At 62.8% G+C, this 16,890-nt stretch carries 10 protein-coding genes; 9 read left to right on the top strand and 1 reads right to left on the bottom strand.

Going from position 1 to position 16,890, the window contains the following annotated elements:
- Positions 1-181 precede the first annotated feature (181 nt).
- The 4 genes from aroB to C8D04_RS10355 all read left to right on the top strand — a co-directional run bounded on the left by aroB (position 182) and on the right by C8D04_RS10355 (position 4,171).
- Positions 182-1,300, top strand: a complete 1,119-nt coding sequence (aroB, locus tag C8D04_RS10370; protein ID WP_116006134.1) for a 3-dehydroquinate synthase — start codon at positions 182-184, stop codon at positions 1,298-1,300.
- Between the two features lie 73 nt (positions 1,301-1,373).
- Positions 1,374-2,531 (top strand): deoxyguanosinetriphosphate triphosphohydrolase, encoded by a 1,158-nt coding sequence (locus C8D04_RS10365; RefSeq protein WP_116004772.1) that lies wholly within the window; start codon positions 1,374-1,376, stop codon positions 2,529-2,531.
- A 108-nt stretch (positions 2,532-2,639) separates the two neighbouring features.
- Complete coding sequence (locus C8D04_RS10360; protein ID WP_199563052.1) at positions 2,640-3,248, top strand: DUF1415 domain-containing protein; 609 nt, start codon at positions 2,640-2,642, stop codon at positions 3,246-3,248.
- Positions 3,245-4,171, top strand: a complete 927-nt coding sequence (locus C8D04_RS10355) for an SAM-dependent methyltransferase (RefSeq protein WP_116004770.1) — start codon at positions 3,245-3,247, stop codon at positions 4,169-4,171. The genes C8D04_RS10360 and C8D04_RS10355 overlap by 4 nt, the downstream gene beginning before the upstream one ends.
- Here the strand turns inward: C8D04_RS10355 and C8D04_RS18695 are convergent.
- A complete protein-coding gene (locus C8D04_RS18695; RefSeq protein ID WP_158550304.1) occupies positions 4,146-4,355 on the bottom strand; it encodes a BON domain-containing protein in 210 nt (69 codons plus the stop codon). The two genes, C8D04_RS10355 and C8D04_RS18695, sit on opposite strands and share 26 nt — an antisense overlap.
- Before the next feature lie 285 nt (positions 4,356-4,640).
- On the opposite strand from C8D04_RS18695, the gene C8D04_RS10345 reads away from it, so the two are divergent.
- The 5 genes from C8D04_RS10345 to C8D04_RS10325 all read left to right on the top strand — a co-directional run bounded on the left by C8D04_RS10345 (position 4,641) and on the right by C8D04_RS10325 (position 16,818).
- The gene (locus C8D04_RS10345; protein WP_116004768.1) at positions 4,641-5,336 is read left to right on the top strand and encodes a transposase; all 696 of its coding nucleotides are present in this window, start codon (positions 4,641-4,643) and stop codon (positions 5,334-5,336) included.
- Positions 5,337-5,520: 184 nt separating this feature from the next.
- A complete protein-coding gene (locus C8D04_RS10340; protein WP_116006133.1) occupies positions 5,521-10,254 on the top strand; it encodes a glutamate synthase-related protein in 4,734 nt (1,577 codons plus the stop codon).
- A 40-nt stretch (positions 10,255-10,294) separates the two neighbouring features.
- A complete protein-coding gene (locus C8D04_RS10335) occupies positions 10,295-11,770 on the top strand; it encodes a glutamate synthase subunit beta (protein ID WP_116004767.1) in 1,476 nt (491 codons plus the stop codon).
- 332 nt (positions 11,771-12,102) lie between these two features.
- On the top strand, positions 12,103-14,451 hold the full coding sequence (pbpC, locus tag C8D04_RS10330) for a penicillin-binding protein 1C (protein ID WP_116004766.1): 2,349 nt from the start codon (positions 12,103-12,105) through the stop codon (positions 14,449-14,451).
- Between the two features lie 69 nt (positions 14,452-14,520).
- On the top strand, positions 14,521-16,818 hold the full coding sequence (locus C8D04_RS10325) for a diguanylate cyclase (protein ID WP_116006132.1): 2,298 nt from the start codon (positions 14,521-14,523) through the stop codon (positions 16,816-16,818).
- Positions 16,819-16,890: the final 72 nt, after the last annotated feature.

Raw genomic sequence — 16,890 nt, 5'->3', positions numbered from 1 at the left:
ACAGATCATAGGCACTCTGTCCGGGCAGCACAGGGTATTGAGAAATACAATTCCTGTCTGTCCTGAGTCTTGAGAAAAAGCCCCTTGGATGCATCCAAGGGGCTTTTTTTTGGTACCGTTGTTTTGTGACCCGCACCCATATTTATCACCATCGATGCAAGAAACCGAGAATAAATACGAAATGCCTGAATCTCTTTCAGACCGAGGGACGCGCAAGCTGGAAATCGATCTGGGGGATCGCAGCTATGAAATCCAGATCGCTGCGTCTTGCCTTTCAACGCTGTACCAGCATTCGGCGCTACCCCGCGCACCGTGTGCACTGGTTGTCACCAACACGACCGTGTGGCCATTGCATGGTGCGGCGCTCGTACAGTCCCTCAAGCAGTGTTACTCCGTTGTCCATGTCGTTCAACTCCCCGACGGTGAAGAACACAAAACCTGGCAAACCCTGAACTTGATCTTTGACGCACTACTGGAGAACGGTTGCGATCGCAAAACAGTGCTCTTTGCGCTGGGCGGAGGTGTTGTGGGTGACATGACTGGATTTGCTGCAGCGTGCTACATGCGCGGCGTGCCCTTTGTCCAGGTACCTACAACTTTGCTGGCGCAGGTGGATTCCTCTGTGGGAGGGAAGACGGCCATTAACCACCCGCTGGGCAAGAACATGATTGGTGCTTTCTACCAACCTCTACTGGTGGTTTGCGATCTCTCCACCCTCGACACGTTGCCGCAGCGCGAACTGTCCGCCGGGTTGGCTGAAGTCATCAAATATGGGCCGATTGCCGACATGGCTTTCATGGAGTGGCTCGAATCGTCCATGGATGCCTTGCTGGCCCGTGACCGTGATGCGCTTGCGCATGCGGTGCGCCGCAGCTGCGAGATCAAGGCCTGGGTCGTGGGGCAGGATGAGCGGGAGGCGGGTCTACGGGCGATTTTGAATTTTGGCCACACTTTTGGCCATGCCATTGAAGCCGGCATGGGATACGGAGCATGGCTGCATGGTGAGGGTGTTGGGGCCGGCATGGTGATGGCCATTGAGCTGTCCCATCGGCTGGGTTTGGTGGATGCCGCCTACGTGCAGCGGTTGCGCGCATTGGTGCAACGGGCTGGTCTGCCGCTGCGCGGCCCGGTCCTGGATGCCGCCGACAATGCGGGGCGTTACCTGGAGCTCATGCGGGTCGATAAAAAGGCCGAAGCCGGGGAAATTCGTTTTGTGTTGATCGAAGGCCCAGGGCGCGCCGTAGTACGCGCAGCGCCCGATGCGCTGGTGCGCGAAGTCATCGATGCCTGCTGTCTTTGATGCACAATCAAATTGATAGCTGGTGGCGCTTATAGAATAAGCGTCAGGTGCCAATTTGACTACATTTTCTTCATTGCAAGTTTATGCGTGCGATCCAGCCCGTACGCGGGGACGGCGCTACGCTGAAGTGCCTGCTCTCACGCGCACCGAATACCAACGCGACCGGGACCGTATCGTGCACTCGACGGCTTTCCGCCGCTTGGTTTACAAGACGCAGGTCTTCCTGAACCATGAAGGGGATCTGTTCCGTACGCGGTTAACACATTCGCTGGAGGTGGCGCAGCTTGGGCGGTCCATAGCGCGATCGTTGGGCATCAATGAAGATCTGGTGGAAGCCATCTCGCTGGCACACGACCTGGGGCATACGCCGTTTGGGCATGCCGGGCAGGATGCGCTCAATGCCTGCATGGCCGACTACGGGGGGTTTGAGCACAACCTGCAGAGTCTGCGTGTTGTCGATTTGCTGGAGCGGCGCTATCCACAGTTTGATGGGCTCAATCTCAGCTTTGAAACGCGAGAGGGCATTCTCAAGCATTGCTCGCGCGCGAATGCCCAAGCGCTGGAGACGGCAGAGCCCGGCGGAGTGGGGCAGCGGTTCCTGGTACGCCAGCAGCCCAGCCTTGAAGCGCAGCTGTGCAACCTGGCAGACGAAATTGCCTACAACGCCCATGATATCGATGATGGTGTGCGCTCCGGTTTGTTGACGATGGAGCAACTGCGTGACGTCCCCTTGTTTGACCGATACCGCGCTGAGGCCTTGTCCGAATACCCTGGGTTAGATGCACCCTCGGGCCAACGGCGCTTGCTCTACGACGCCATCCGGCGCATGCTCAGTGCCCAGGTCTACGATGTGATCAACACCACACAAGCCGCATTGGCGCAGTCCGTCCCCTCCAGTGTCGAGGTGGTGCGCACCATGCCTACGATCGTGGGTTTTGGCGACAGCATGCGGGTGCTGTCGCAAGAACTCAAAAGCTTTCTGCTCAGCCGTCTTTACCGCCATGAACAGGTGGTTCAGACCATGGGCAACGCCAGCCAGATTGTTCGCGACCTCTTCAGGACTTACATGGCGTCCCCGCCGGAGATGAAACCGTCTTTTGCTGAGTGGGCTAACGGTGCAGCAGAGCCTTCTGTCCGAGCGCGGGTGGTGGCCGACTTTATCGCCGGCATGACCGACCGCTATGCGGCCCGGGAGCACGAGCGCTTGACAGGACAGCGTTTGCTCGATTGAGCGCGCCTGCGCGGCGTACCGCCTGGAGCCATCGGCAGAGTCTGCTATCGTGCTCCAACGCTCGCTTACCTTTCCTGTCCCCGCAACGCCATGACTGCATCACCCCACATGTTTTCAGAGTCTCCTTTGCCCGATGCGGCGATCGTGTGGCAGGACACCGTGCGCTGGTTGGAGCGCGCTGTGATCGGCCTGAACCTGTGTCCCTTTGCCAAGGGTGTGCATGGCAAAGGGCAGATCCATTATGTTGTCAGTAGCGCCACGGAGGGGGCGCAGTTGCTACAAGAGCTTGGCGATGAACTGAAGGCCCTTGCCGAGATTTCACCCGAAGAGCGCGACACCACGCTACTCATAGCGCCAGCCTGCTTTCCTGATTTTCTCGACTTCAACGATTTTCTGGAGTTGGCCGACCAACTGCTGAACGCACTGGACCTGGAGGGCATCTTGCAGATTGCATCGTTCCATCCCGCGTTCCAGTTTGGAGGCACAACCGTGGACGACGTGACCAACTGCACCAATCGAGCACCTTACCCCACCTTGCACCTGCTGCGCGAAGACAGCATCGACCGGGCTGTGGCGGCGTTTCCAGAGGCCGAAACCATCTACGAGCGCAACATGAAGGTGCTGGAGGAAATGGGCGCAGAGGGCTGGCAGGCGCTGGATGTAGGGGCGCGCTGCCCCGTGGCACACGCCGAATTGCCACAGAAAGGCAATACATGAAGCCGCTGCGTGGAAAAGACCGTGCTCCCGTCTCAGTCGCTGCCGTGGAGATCCCAGAACTGCGCCCTGGCCAGTCGGTGGAACTGCTCAAAGAGCTGCATATCCTCACGCGCGATGGCCGCCTGAACCAGGATTCACGCCGCAAGCTCAAGCAGGTCTCGCACCTTTTCCAGTTCATCGAACCGTTGCTGGAAGAGTTCAGCGCCCAGGGCCATGCCCCCCTGCTTGCCGACCATGGGGCCGGCAAGTCTTACCTGGGCTTCATTCTGTACGACCTGTACTTCAAGGCGCTGGGGCGCGGCCACATCTACGGCATCGAAACCCGCGCCGATCTGGTGGAAAAATCCCGCGCCTTGGCCGACCGGCTGGGTTTTGGTCGCATGTCTTTTCTGAATCTGTCGGTGGCCGAATCGACCGACGCGACCGAGTTGCCCGATCGCATCGACATCGTGACCGCGCTCCACGCCTGTGACACAGCGACCGACGACGCCATTGCATTTGGACTTCAAAAGAGGGCCCGTGCCATGGTCATCGTGCCGTGTTGCCAGGCCGAAGTGGCCTCATTTTTGCGCAAGGACAAGGCCTTGCAATTGGGCCGTACGCCGTTGGCTGAATTGTGGCGCCATCCATTGCACACCCGGGAGCTGGGGAGCCAGATCACCAATGTGCTGCGCTGCCTGTACCTGGAGGCCAGCGGCTACCAGGTCACGGTGACAGAACTGGTGGGCTGGGAGCACAGCATGAAGAACGAACTCATCATCGCAAAATACAACGGGCAGAAAAAACGCAGTGCTGCCGAGCGCTTGCGGTCCATCTTGCGAGAGTTCGGACTGGAACAGGCGATGGGAGCGCGCTTCGGACTGGAGCCGCTGCTGGAGGTTCCCGCAGGTGATCTGCCTACCGGAGCGTCATCAGGTTCTTGACTTTGCGCACACCCGGTGTGCGCTGGGCAATCGCCTGGGCTCGCGCTCGCTCTTGGGTGTTGCGCGCTTCGCCCAGCAATTCGGCTTCGCCCTCCTTTACGTTCACAGTCACCGTCTGGCGTAAAGCGATTTGCTTATCGGCCAGGATCATGTGCCGCACGCGCGCTGCGGTGTCTGCATCCATGGCAGCGATGCGGTTGCGCTGATGGTTTGTATAAGCGTAATTCCCGTTGCTGGTACAAGCCGCCAAACTCGCAACGGAAAGAAAGATAGCCAAACTGGTGGTTCGTCGTGCGTTCATGGTGCTGCCTCTCAGAGTTACATGGATTGGATCACACACTTTGAAGCGCTTCGCAGAATAAAATTGGGGTCAGACTCTGAAATAGCGCTGGTTTCAGGCCCACTCCATGCTGTTGCGCCGTCCTTGGTCGTCCTTGTCTTCTACCTACCCTGCTGAGTGATTTCGTTTATGGCCCGTCTTCCTCGCCTGACCCTCCCTGGCTACCCCCACCACATCATCCAGCGCGGCAACAACCGCCAGGTGATTTTTGTCGATGCGCAGGATTTCGAAGCCATGCTGCGGCTGCTGGCAGAGAGTGCAAAAAAGTTCGGTGTCGCGGTGCACGCCTATGTGCTCATGGACAACCATTTCCACCTTCTTGCCACGCCAGCCACTGCGGAGGCGCTGCCTTTGATGATGCAGGCGGTGGGCCGCAGTTATGTGCGCTACTTCAATCAACGCCATGGCCGCAGCGGCACCCTGTGGGAAGGGCGCTACCGCTCTACGTTGATCGAGACAGAGCGCTACCTCCTGGCCTGCATGGTCTACATCGACCTGAACCCGGTGCGCGCCGGCAGGGTGCTGCAGCCGACCGATTGGCGCTGGTCCAGCCATGCGCACCACCTGGGTTTGCGCCCCGATAGCCTGGTCACGCCGCATGCGCTGTACTGGGCGCTGGGCAATACACCGTTTGCGCGTGAAGCGGCCTACGCTGAACTCGTACAGGCCGGCATCAGCGCGGGCCAGCAAGCGCAGTTGACCGATGCAGCGTTGCGTGGCTGGGCATTGGGCGAGCCGGATTTTGTGGGCGAGATACAAAAAAAATCGACCCGCCGCGTGACGAAATCGAAACCAGGGCGGCCACCCACGGGAAAAAAACAATGAAGAAAAACTGAATTAAAGCCCGCGCACAAAGCGTTATAAGCTATTGTTTTTGATAAGTCCCCAATTTAGTATTTTTGAATAATTGAACTGATTAATTAGAATCTGACCCCATTTATTCTTCTTGCGTGCAGATGCTGCAATGCACTAATCTTCACTTCCCTGCGCAATGAATGAGGAAAGTGCCATGACCACGGCCGCCGAGATAGAGCATCTGAAGCAACACGGTTTGTATTCGACCGCCAACGAGCACGACGCCTGCGGCCTCGGCTTTGTGGCGCACATCAAGGGCGTCAAGCGGCACGACATCGTGACGCAGGCGCTCAAGATCCTGGAAAACATCGATCACCGCGGCGCCGTAGGCGCCGACAAGCTCATGGGCGATGGGGCAGGCATCCTGATCCAGATCCCGGATGCCCTGTACCGTGAAGAGATGGCCGCGCAGGGCGTGGCACTGCCCCCCGCTGGCGAATACGGCGTGGGCATGATCTTCTTGCCCAAGGAGCACGCCAGCCGCCTGGCCTGCCAGCAGGAGATGGAGCGCGCCATCAAGGCCGAAGGCCAGGTGCTGCTCGGCTGGCGCGATGTGCCGGTCAACCGCGACATGCCCATGTCACCCACCGTGCGCGCCAAGGAGCCCATCCTGCGCCAGGTGTTCATCGGCCGGGGCAGCGACGTGATCGTGCAGGACGCGCTCGAGCGCAAGCTCTACGTGATCCGCAAGACGGCCAGTGCTGCCATCCAGGCGCTCAAGCTCAAGCACAGCAAAGAGTATTACGTGCCCAGCATGAGCAGCCGCACCGTGGTCTACAAGGGCCTGCTGCTGGCCGACCAGGTGGGTGTGTATTTCAAGGACCTGGAAGATGAGCGCTGTGTGTCGGCCATTGGCCTGGTGCACCAGCGCTTTTCCACCAACACCTTCCCCGAGTGGCCGCTGGCCCACCCCTACCGCTATGTGGCGCATAACGGCGAGATCAACACCGTCAAAGGCAACTACAACTGGATGAAGGCGCGCGAAGGCGTCATGTCGTCCCCCGTGCTGGCGGCCGACCTGCAAAAGCTCTATCCGATCAGCTTTGCCGACCAGTCCGACACGGCCACCTTCGACAACTGCCTTGAATTGCTGACCATGGCCGGCTACCCCATCAGCCAGGCCGTGATGATGATGATTCCCGAACCCTGGGAGCAGCACACCACCATGGACGAACGCCGCCGCGCTTTCTATGAATACCATGCCGCTATGTTGGAGCCCTGGGACGGGCCTGCTTCCATCGTCTTCACCGACGGTCGCCAGATCGGCGCCACGCTCGACCGCAATGGCCTGCGTCCCTCGCGTTACTGTGTCACCGATGATGATCTGGTGATCCTGGCGTCCGAGTCGGGCGTGCTGCCCGTGCCCGAAAACCGCATCGTGCGCAAATGGCGCCTGCAGCCGGGCAAGATGCTGCTCATCGACCTGGAACAGGGCCGCATGATCGACGACCAGGAGTTGAAGGCCAACATCGTCAACACCAAGCCCTACAAGCAGTGGATCGAGAACCTGCGCATCAAGCTCGACAACATTGACGCGGGTCCCCAGGTGGCGACCACTCAGGCAGCCGAACTGCCGCTGCTCGACCGCCAACAGGCCTTTGGCTATACGCAAGAAGACATCAAGTTCCTGATGGCGCCCATGGCCCGCAATGGCGAGGAAGGCATTGGCTCCATGGGCAACGACAGCCCACTGGCCGTGCTCTCGGGCCGCAACAAGCCGCTCTACAACTATTTCAAACAGCTTTTTGCCCAGGTGACCAACCCGCCGATCGACCCGATCCGCGAGGCCATCGTGATGTCGCTCAACAGCTTCATCGGCCCCAAGCCCAACCTGCTGGACATCAACCAGGTGAACCCGCCCATGCGGCTGGAAGTGAGCCAGCCGGTGCTCAACTTTGCCGACATCGCCAAGCTGCGCGATATCGCAAAACACACCCAGGGCAAGTTCCGCAGCGCCACCATCGACATCACCTACCCGCTGTCCTGGGGCCGCGAAGGTGTCGAGGCCAAGCTCGCCTCGCTGTGCGCGCAGGCGGTCGATGAAATCCGTGGCGGTGCCAATATTCTCATCATCAGCGACCGCGGAGTAGGTGCCACGCAGGTGGCCATTCCTGCGCTGCTGGCGCTCTCCAGCATCCACCAGCACCTGGTGCGCGAAGGGCTGCGCACTACGGCGGGCCTGGTGGTCGAAACGGGTACTGCGCGCGAGGTGCACCACTTTGCCGTGCTCGCCGGCTACGGCGCCGAGGCCGTGCACCCCTATCTGGCCATGGAAACCCTGGCCGATATGCACAAGGACCTGGGCGGCGATCTGTCCGCCGACAAGGCCATCACCAACTACGTCAAAGCCGTCGGCAAAGGGCTGTCCAAAATCATGTCCAAAATGGGCGTGAGCACTTACATGAGCTACTGCGGCGCCCAGCTGTTCGAGGCCATCGGCCTGAGCAGCGACACCGTCGGCAAGTACTTCACCGGCACCGCCAGCCGGGTCGAAGGCATTGGCGTGTTTGAAATCGCCGAAGAAGCGATCCGCATGCACAAGGACGCCTTTGGCGGTGACCCGGTGCTGGCCCACATGCTCGATACCGGCGGGGAGTACGCCTGGCGCACACGCGGTGAGGAGCACATGTGGACGCCCGACACCATCGCCAAGCTGCAACATGCCACGCGCGCCAACAACTGGAGCACCTACAAGGAATACGCCCAGCTGGTCAACGACCAAAGCAAGCGCCACATGACCCTGCGTGGCCTGTTCGAGTTCCAGTTCGATCCCGCCAAGGCTGTCCCGCTGGACGAGGTCGAACCCGCCAAGGACATCGTCAAGCGCTTTGCCACGGGCGCCATGTCGCTGGGCTCGATTTCTACCGAAGCCCATGCCACCCTGGCCGTGGCCATGAACCGCATCGGCGGCAAGAGCAATACGGGCGAGGGCGGTGAAGATGCCGCGCGCTACCGCAATGAACTCAAGGGCATCCCGATCAAGCAGGGCGACAGCCTCAAGAGCGTGATCGGTCCCGAGAACGTCGAGGTCGACCTGCCTTTGCTGGACGGTGACTCGCTGCGCAGCCGCATCAAGCAAGTCGCCTCGGGGCGTTTTGGCGTCACGGCCGAATACCTCAGCAGCGCCGACCAGATCCAGATCAAGATGGCCCAGGGCGCCAAGCCGGGCGAGGGCGGCCAGCTGCCCGGCGGCAAGGTGTCCAACTACATCGGCAAGCTGCGCCACAGCGTGCCTGGCGTGGGCTTGATCTCGCCCCCGCCGCACCATGACATTTATTCCATTGAAGACTTGGCGCAGCTCATCCACGACCTGAAAAACGTCGCGCCGCACGCCAGCATCAGCGTCAAGCTGGTGTCCGAAGTGGGTGTGGGCACCATTGCGGCGGGCGTGGCCAAGTGCAAGAGCGACCACGTCGTGATCGCCGGCCACGATGGCGGCACGGGCGCATCGCCCTGGTCGTCCATCAAGCACGCCGGCGGTCCGTGGGAAATCGGCCTGGCCGAAACCCAGCAGACCCTGGTGCTCAACCGCCTGCGCGGGCGCATCCGTGTGCAGGCCGACGGGCAGATGAAAACCGGCCGCGATGTGGCGATTGGTGCGCTGCTCGGTGCCGACGAGTTCGGCTTTGCCACGGCGCCGCTGGTGGTCGAGGGCTGCATCATGATGCGCAAATGCCACCTCAACACCTGCCCCGTGGGCGTGGCCACGCAAGACCCGGTGCTGCGCGCCAAGTTCTCGGGCAAGCCTGAGCATGTCGTCAACTACTTCTTCTTCGTGGCCGAAGAAGTGCGCCAAATCATGGCGCAACTGGGCGTGCGCAAGTTTGACGACCTGATTGGCCGCACCGACCTGCTCGATATGCGCAAGGGCCTGGAGCACTGGAAGGCCCGTGGCCTCGATTTCGGCCGCCTGTTCGCCCAACCCATCGTGCCCGCCGACGTACCGCGCTTCCATGTTCAAGTCCAAGACCACGACATTGAGCACACGCTGGACCGCAAGCTCATCGAGCGCAGCCAGCCCGCCATCGAAAAGGGCGAGCGTGTGCAGTTCATCGAAGTGGTGCGCAACGTGAATCGCTCGGTCGGCGCCATGCTCTCGGGTGCAGTCACCCGCCTGCACCCTGAGGGCTTGCCCGACGACAACATCCGCATCCAGCTCGAAGGCACGGGCGGCCAGTCGTTTGGCGCTTTCTTGTGCCGTGGCATCACGCTGTACCTGATTGGCGACGCCAACGACTACACGGGCAAGGGCCTGTCGGGCGGCCGCGTGATCGTGCGCCCGAGCATCGACTTTCGGGGCGATGCTGCGCGCAACACCATCGTGGGCAACACCGTCATGTACGGCGCCACCAGCGGCGAGGCCTATTTCAGCGGCGTGGCCGGCGAGCGCTTTGCTGTGCGCCTGTCGGGAGCCACTGCGGTGGTGGAAGGCACGGGCGACCATGGCTGCGAATACATGACCGGCGGCACCGTGGTGGTGCTGGGCCAGACCGGCCGCAACTTCGCGGCGGGCATGAGCGGCGGCGTGGCCTATGTGTACGACGAGGACGGCCAGTTCGACACCCGTTGCAACCTGTCTATGGTCACGCTCGAACGCATCCTGCCCAGTGACGAGCAAATGGCCACCACGCCGCGTGCCACCTGGCACCGCGACCAGACCGACGAAGCCCAGCTCAAGAAAATGCTGGAAGACCACAACCGCTGGACCGGCAGCAAGCGTGCGCGCGAACTGCTCGACCACTGGGCCGCATCGCGCAGCAAATTCGTCAAGGTGTTCCCCACCGAATACAAGCGCGCCCTGTCTGAAATATATGAAAGAAAAGTGCTTGAAGAGTCCGCTACACCAGCGGTAGAAGCTACAGAAACAGTAGCAAAAGTGGCCCCTTGAGGCCGCTCGCTGCCAGCACATCATTCACAAGGACACAGACATGGGAAAGACCACAGGCTTCATGGAATACGGGCGCATCGAAGAGGGCTACAAAGGTGTGCCCGAGCGCCTCAAGAACTACCGCGAATTTGTCATTGGCTTGGACGACGCCCAGGCCCGCGTGCAGGCTGCGCGCTGCATGGACTGCGGCACGCCGTTCTGCAGCAATGGCTGCCCGGTGAACAACATCATTCCGGACTTCAACGACCTGGTGTACCAGGCCGACTGGAAGAGCGCGTTCGCCGTACTCAATTCGACCAACAACTTCCCCGAGTTCACCGGCCGCATCTGCCCCGCACCCTGTGAGGCGGCCTGCGTGCTCAACGTGAACGACGATGCCGTGGGCATCAAGAGCATCGAGCACGCCATCATCGACCGCGCCTGGGAGCATGGCTGGGTGCAGCCGCAGGTGCCCAAGCACAAGACGGGCCGCAAAGTGGCCGTGGTGGGCTCTGGTCCTGCCGGCATGGCCGCGGCCCAGCAGCTGGCGCGCGCCGGGCATGACGTCACGCTGTTTGAGAAGAACGACCGCGTGGGTGGCCTGCTGCGCTATGGCATTCCCGACTTCAAGATGGAGAAGACGCACATCGACCGGCGCGTCCAGCAGATGCAGGCCGAGGGCGTCACGGTGCGCACGGGCGTTTTTGTGGGCGCCGCCAAGGATGGCCTGGGCAAAGGCTCCAAGGTGACCAACTGGGCCAAGGAGACCATCAGCCCCGAGCAGTTGAAGCAAGACTTTGACGCCGTGCTGCTGACCGGCGGCGCAGAGCAAAGCCGCGACCTGCCCGTGCCGGGCCGCGACCTCGACGGCATCCACTTCGCCATGGAGTTTTTGCCGCAGCAGAACAAGGTCAACGCGGGCGACAAGCTCAAGGGCCAGATCCGAGCCGATGGCAAACACGTCATCGTGATCGGCGGCGGCGACACCGGCAGCGACTGCGTGGGCACCAGCAACCGCCACGGTGCGGCCAGCGTGACCCAGTTCGAAGTCATGCCCATGCCTCCTGAGGTAGAGAACCGCCCACTCACCTGGCCCTACTGGCCGCTCAAGCTGCGCACCAGCTCCAGCCACCAGGAAGGCTGCGTGCGTGAATTCGCCATCTCCACCAAGGAGTTCACGGGCGAAAAGGGCAAGGTCAAGGGATTGACCACCGTGCAGGTCGAGTTCAAGGATGGCAAGCTGGTCGAAATTGCGGGCACAGAAAAGCATTACCAGGCCGACCTGGTGCTGCTGGCCATGGGCTTTGTCAGCCCTGTGGCGCCCGTGCTCGATGCGTTCGGCATTGAGAAGGATGCCCGTGGCAATGCGCGCGCCAGCACCGACGAAGGCGGCTACGCCACCAACGTGCCCGGAGTATTTGCTGCGGGAGACATCCGCCGGGGCCAATCGCTGGTGGTGTGGGCGATCCGGGAAGGCCGACAAGCGGCGCGCTCGGTAGACCAGTTCTTGATGGGATCGAGCGAATTGCCGCGTTGAAACGTTCCGGGTTCGGCCTTCCCGGTCGCCCAGGGCGGGAAGGAATGAACGCGCACTGCGCGCGCGGCGCGAAGGCCGACAAGCGGCGCGCTCGGTAGACCAGTTCTTGATGGGATCAAGCGAACTGCCGCGTTGAAACGTTCCGGGTTCGGCCTTCCCGGTCGCCCAGGGCGGGAAGGAATGAACGCGCACTGCGCGCGCGGCGCGAAGGCCGTCAAGCGGCGCGCTCGGTGGACCAGTTTCTGATGGGATCGAGCGAACTGCCGCGCTGATGCCCCTCGGGAGGAGGGCTTCGCACATCGTGCCAGCCCCCGCTGCTATGCTGCGGCGCCATGTTCCACCGCCTGCTGCGCCTGATCTCTATTGACCGACCCACGGGTCTCCGTCCTCGGTGGGAGCTGGTGGCGCCCTGGCGCTGTGCGTGGTGGGTGGGTCTGGCGCTGGGGCCCTCCCTGGCCTGGGCCCTGCCCACGTTTGACGAAGTGCGCCAGGATTTCCAGTCGTCTGAAACCGTACTGCTGTCGCGCGAGGGTGAGGTGCTGCAGCGTGTGCGCACCGATGCCCAGGTGCGGCGCGGGGCGTGGGTGCCGCTGGCCGATGTGTCGCCCGCGCTGCGCACCGCCATGGTGCTGTCGGAAGACAAGCGCTTTTATGCGCACAGCGGTGTGGACTGGCGCGCCGCCACAGCCGCCGCCTGGGGTAATTTGTGGAACCAGCGCACGCGCGGCGCCAGCACCCTGACCATGCAACTGGCGGGCCTGCTTGACAGCCCCGACATGGCCGACCTGCGCCAGCGGCCCGGCGGGCGCAGCGTGGTGCAAAAGCTCGGCCAGACCGTGGCCGCGCAGGTGCTGGACCGGCGCTGGCGCAAAGACCAGATTTTGGAGGCCTACCTCAACCTCGTGCCGTTTCGGGGCGAGCTGGTGGGTATTGATGCACTCAGCCGCACCCTGTTTGGCAAAGCCGCGCACGGGCTGGACGACCGCGAGGCCGCCGTGGCCGCCGCGCTGGTGCGCGGCCCCAATGCCGCGCCGGCCGTCGTCACCCAACGCGCCTGCGGTATGCTGCGCGACATGCAGGGCAAGGCGCCAGGGCCGCGGGTCGATTGCGATGCGCTTGACCTGTTTGTCAGCGCCGCCCTGCAGCGGCGCGGCTGGGCCGCCAGCGAAGGCGTGGCGCCGCATTTTGCGCGGCGGGCGCTGGCGCAGGCAGAGGGCGGGGCGGCGCCGCCAGCGCGCATCACCACCACGCTGCGCGCGCCCTTGCAGCGCTTTGCCGTGCAAACGCTGGAACAGCACCTGCGCGAGTTGCAGGGCCGCCAGGTGGAAGACGGCGCCATTGTGGTGCTCGACAACGCCACGGGCGAGGTGCTGGCCTGGGTGGGTTCGTCGGGCCTGCTCAGCCAGGCCGCCGAGGTCGATGGCGTGCTGGCGCTGCGCCAGCCGGGCTCCACCCTCAAGCCTTTTTTGTATGCACAGGCGATTGATCAGCGGCGGCTGACCGCCGCCTCGCTCATCGAGGACTCTTCTGCCCACATTGCCACGGCGGGGGGGCTCTACATTCCGCAAAACTACGACCGCCAGTTCAAGGGCTGGGTGTCGGTGCGCACGGCGCTGGCGTCCTCGCTCAATGTGCCGGCGGTGCGCACCCTGGTCATGGTCTCGCCCGATGCGTTCTTTCGGCAACTGGTGGCGCTGGGCCTGCCGCTGCGCGAGAGCGGGGGCTATTTTGGCTACAGCCTTGCCCTGGGCAGCAGCGAGGTGCCCCTGCTGCACCTGGCCAACGCCTACCGCGCCCTGGCCAATGGGGGGCGCTACAGTCCGGTGGCTCCGCCGGTGCTGCCCGTGCGCAAGGTGGTACCCGCCTTGCGGCCGGTGCTGGGCGCCCAGGCGGCGTTCATCGTGGGCGACATCCTGTCCGACGGCAACGCCCGGGCGCGCACCTTCGGCACCGACAGCGTGCTGGCCACGCGCTTCTGGAGCGCCGTCAAAACCGGCACCAGCAAGGACATGCGCGACAACTGGGCCGTGGGCTGGTCTGCACGCTACACCGTGGGCGTGTGGGTGGGCAACGCCAGCGGCGCGGCCATGCACGATGTGAGCGGCAGCAGCGGCGCGGCCCCGGTCTGGGCGGCCGTGATGGCCTACCTGCACGCGCACACGCCCAGCCGCGCGCCCGCACCGCCGCGCACCCTGGTGCGCACCGCCGTGCGCTTTGGGCCCGCCCCTGGCAGCCCCCTGCCGCTGGAGGCGGCGCGCAGCGAATGGTTCGTACCGGGCACGCAGCAAGGCATTTTTGCTATGGATATCGTAGCTGGTGGCGCTTTATCTACGGTCGTTAAAGGCCAAAAACACTTAAAAAACAGGGGGCAGCCCGCAACCACTGCAGGCGGGGCGGCCCCTCTTTCTGCGGTGCACATTGCCACACCGGTGTCGGGCACCATCATCGCGCTCGACCCCGATATTCCCCCGCTGCGCCAGCGCCTGCAGTTCGAGGCGGGCGGCCCTGCGGCGGGCATGCCGCTGCGCTGGCGCATGGATGGCAAGCCCGTAGGCCGGGGCGTGCAATGGGCCTGGCTGCCGTGGCCGGGCCGCCATGTGGTGCAGCTGACCGATGCGCGGGGCACGGTGCTCGATGAGGTGCGCATCGAGGTGCGTGGCGCGGGGGTCGCAAGGCGCTGACGCCGCCCGCACGCCTGTTCATTGGTAATCAAATGTTTGCTTGCACCTACAATGCACAAGCAGCCCTCCATGAAGTCCATGCGCCATTTTTTTTCCCAACGCCTGATCTGGCTGGCACTGTTGCTGAGCATGGGCATTGGCGCCATGGTGGCGCGCACGATCTGGACGATGCGGTCGGATGAATGGGATTTTGCCGCGCGCACCAACAGCAATCTGGTGACAGCGCTGGAGCAATCCATTGGCTGGACGCTGCGCGTGATGGACCAATCATTGCTGGATGTGACATCCAAGCTGGAGCAGCCCGGCATCATGGAGCTGCCGCACGAACTGCGCCACCAGTTGCTGTTTGACCGTCCGTTGCGTGTTGTAGGCCTGATGGATGTCTATGTCATCGACAGCCGGGGGGACATCATCATGGATTCAAGCTCGTTGCAGGCCCGAAAGGCCAACTACGCCGACCGTGATTACTTTCTGACACTCATGGCGGGCACAAAGAAGGGCCTTGTCATCGGCCGTCCCGTCATGGGCCGCGTCACGCAATCCTGGATGCTGCCAATGGCGCGGTCCTACCGGGGGGACGACGGGCAGGTGGCCGGGGTGGTGGTCAGCTCCATCAGTCTGAGCTATTTCAACGAGCTCTTTTCCTCTTTGAACCTGGGGCCCAGCAGCGGCGTCAACCTCATTCTCGACAACGGCATCATCGTGAGCCGCTACCCCTATGGCGATGCCGACGTAGGAAAGTCCTTGGCGGGCACGGAGAATATGCGCCGTATTCTGGCGGGCCGTACGGGCAGTTTTATGGGAGTGGCAAGCCTTGACAAGGTTGAGCGCTTTTATAGTTTCCAGCATGTGGGGCCGTACCCCCTGGTGGTCAATGTCGCCCAGTCGACCCAGGCCATGCTGGCCCACTGGCGGACGAATGCCCTGCAGTTGGCTGTGTTTGCCCTGGTGCTCATGGCCAGTTGCGTGGGCTTGGCCATTCTGTTTACCCGCGAACTGGCCCAGCGCCAGCAAGTGGCCGGCCGCCTGCAGCAGGCCGAGCATTACCTGCACACCATTCTGGACAACCTGCCTTCCATGGTCAGCTACTGGGACGTCGATCAACGCAACCGCTTTGTCAACAAAACCAGCAGCGCCCTGTATGGCCGCACGCCCGAGGAACTGCGTGGCCTCACGGCCCGGGAAGTGCTGGGAGAGAAGGACTATGCCTTCGTGAGACCTTATGTAGAGCAGGCATTGCAAGGCCATCCGCAGTTGTTTGAACGGACCGTTACCGACGCCTCGGGACAGTTGCGGCACACCGTCATTTCCCATACCCCCGACCGCGATGGCGACCACGGCCCGGTGCGTGGCATTTTTGTGCAGATGACCGACATCACCGAGCGCAAACGCATGGAAGACGAACTGTTCCAGGAAAAGGAACTGATGCGCCTGACGCTGCACTCCATTGGCGATGCCGTGATCTGCACCGATGCCCAGGGCCTTGTCACCTACCTCAACCCGGTGGCGCGGCGCATGACGGGTTGGCAGGCCTTTGATGCCGCCGGGCGCGATGTGGACGAGGTCGCCCCCTTGTACCTGTCCAACGGCCAGCAAACCCAGCCCAGCCCCTTGCGTGTGGCGCTGGCCACACAAGCCGCCTGCGGTCCCACGCGCGGCGTGGTGCTGCGCCGCAAGGATGGCCAGCGCTTTGAGGTGGAAGAGTCGGCCAGCCCCATCATCGACCGCCAACGCCAGCTGACCGGTGCGGTGATGGTGCTGCACGACGTGACTGAAACCATGGCCATGGCCGAGCGCATGGCACGTCTGGCGCAGTACGACCCCCTGACCGATCTGCCCAACCGTGTGCTGTTGCAGGACCGCGCCCAGCACGCCCTGGCCGTGGCCCGCCGCGACGGCAAGGGTCTGGCGGTGATGTACCTGGACCTGGACGGCTTCAAGCAGGTCAACGACACCCTGGGCCACGACGCTGGCGACCAGTTGCTGGTGGAGTTTGCCTGCCGCCTGACGGCCGCCATGCGCCAGTCCGATACCGTGTGCCGCCAGGGGGGCGATGAATTTGTGGTGCTGCTGCCTGCCCTGGCCACCCCGGCGCAGATCCGCACGGTAGTGCGCAAGGTGCTGGCGGTTGCGCAGCAACCGTTTGTGTTGCAGGGGCAAGAGCTGCACATCGGCGTGAGCGGGGGCCTGGCCCTGTTTCCCCAGCATGGCGACAGCTACGATGTGCTGGCGCGCCACGCCGACACCGCCATGTACGCCGCCAAGCGCGCGGGGCGCATGCAGGTGCGCTGCTACGCGGGGCAGGGCGCCGAGCCCGAGTATGTGGACCCGGACGATGTGCAGGACAGCGTGCCATCAGACCTTTGATTGCTATTGAAAATAGAGCTGTTAGCGCTTGATGGATAAGCGTTAGAGGCTATTTTTATCCTGTGTTTTGCC

Source organism: Simplicispira sp. 125, from assembly GCF_003096555.1.
Taxonomy (GTDB): Bacteria; Pseudomonadota; Gammaproteobacteria; order Burkholderiales; family Burkholderiaceae_C; genus Simplicispira.
The sequence above is the reverse complement of the archived record's forward strand: the minus strand, read 5'-3'. Positions and strand labels throughout refer to the sequence as shown.

Bases quoted from the DNA above. Each gene is read 5' to 3' on its own strand.
- C8D04_RS10335 (WP_116004767.1), top strand. From the start codon at position 10,295: ATGGGAAAGACCACAGGCTTCATGGAATACGGGCGCATCGAAGAGGGC.
- C8D04_RS10360 (WP_199563052.1), top strand. From the start codon at position 2,640: ATGTTTTCAGAGTCTCCTTTGCCCGATGCGGCGATCGTGTGGCAGGAC.
- C8D04_RS18695 (WP_158550304.1), bottom strand. From the start codon at position 4,355: ATGGATGCAGACACCGCAGCGCGCGTGCGGCACATGATCCTGGCCGAT.
- pbpC (WP_116004766.1), top strand. From the start codon at position 12,103: ATGTTCCACCGCCTGCTGCGCCTGATCTCTATTGACCGACCCACGGGT.
- C8D04_RS10340 (WP_116006133.1), top strand. From the start codon at position 5,521: ATGACCACGGCCGCCGAGATAGAGCATCTGAAGCAACACGGTTTGTAT.
- C8D04_RS10325 (WP_116006132.1), top strand. From the start codon at position 14,521: ATGAAGTCCATGCGCCATTTTTTTTCCCAACGCCTGATCTGGCTGGCA.
- C8D04_RS10345 (WP_116004768.1), top strand. From the start codon at position 4,641: ATGGCCCGTCTTCCTCGCCTGACCCTCCCTGGCTACCCCCACCACATC.
- aroB (WP_116006134.1), top strand. From the start codon at position 182: ATGCCTGAATCTCTTTCAGACCGAGGGACGCGCAAGCTGGAAATCGAT.
- C8D04_RS10355 (WP_116004770.1), top strand. From the start codon at position 3,245: ATGAAGCCGCTGCGTGGAAAAGACCGTGCTCCCGTCTCAGTCGCTGCC.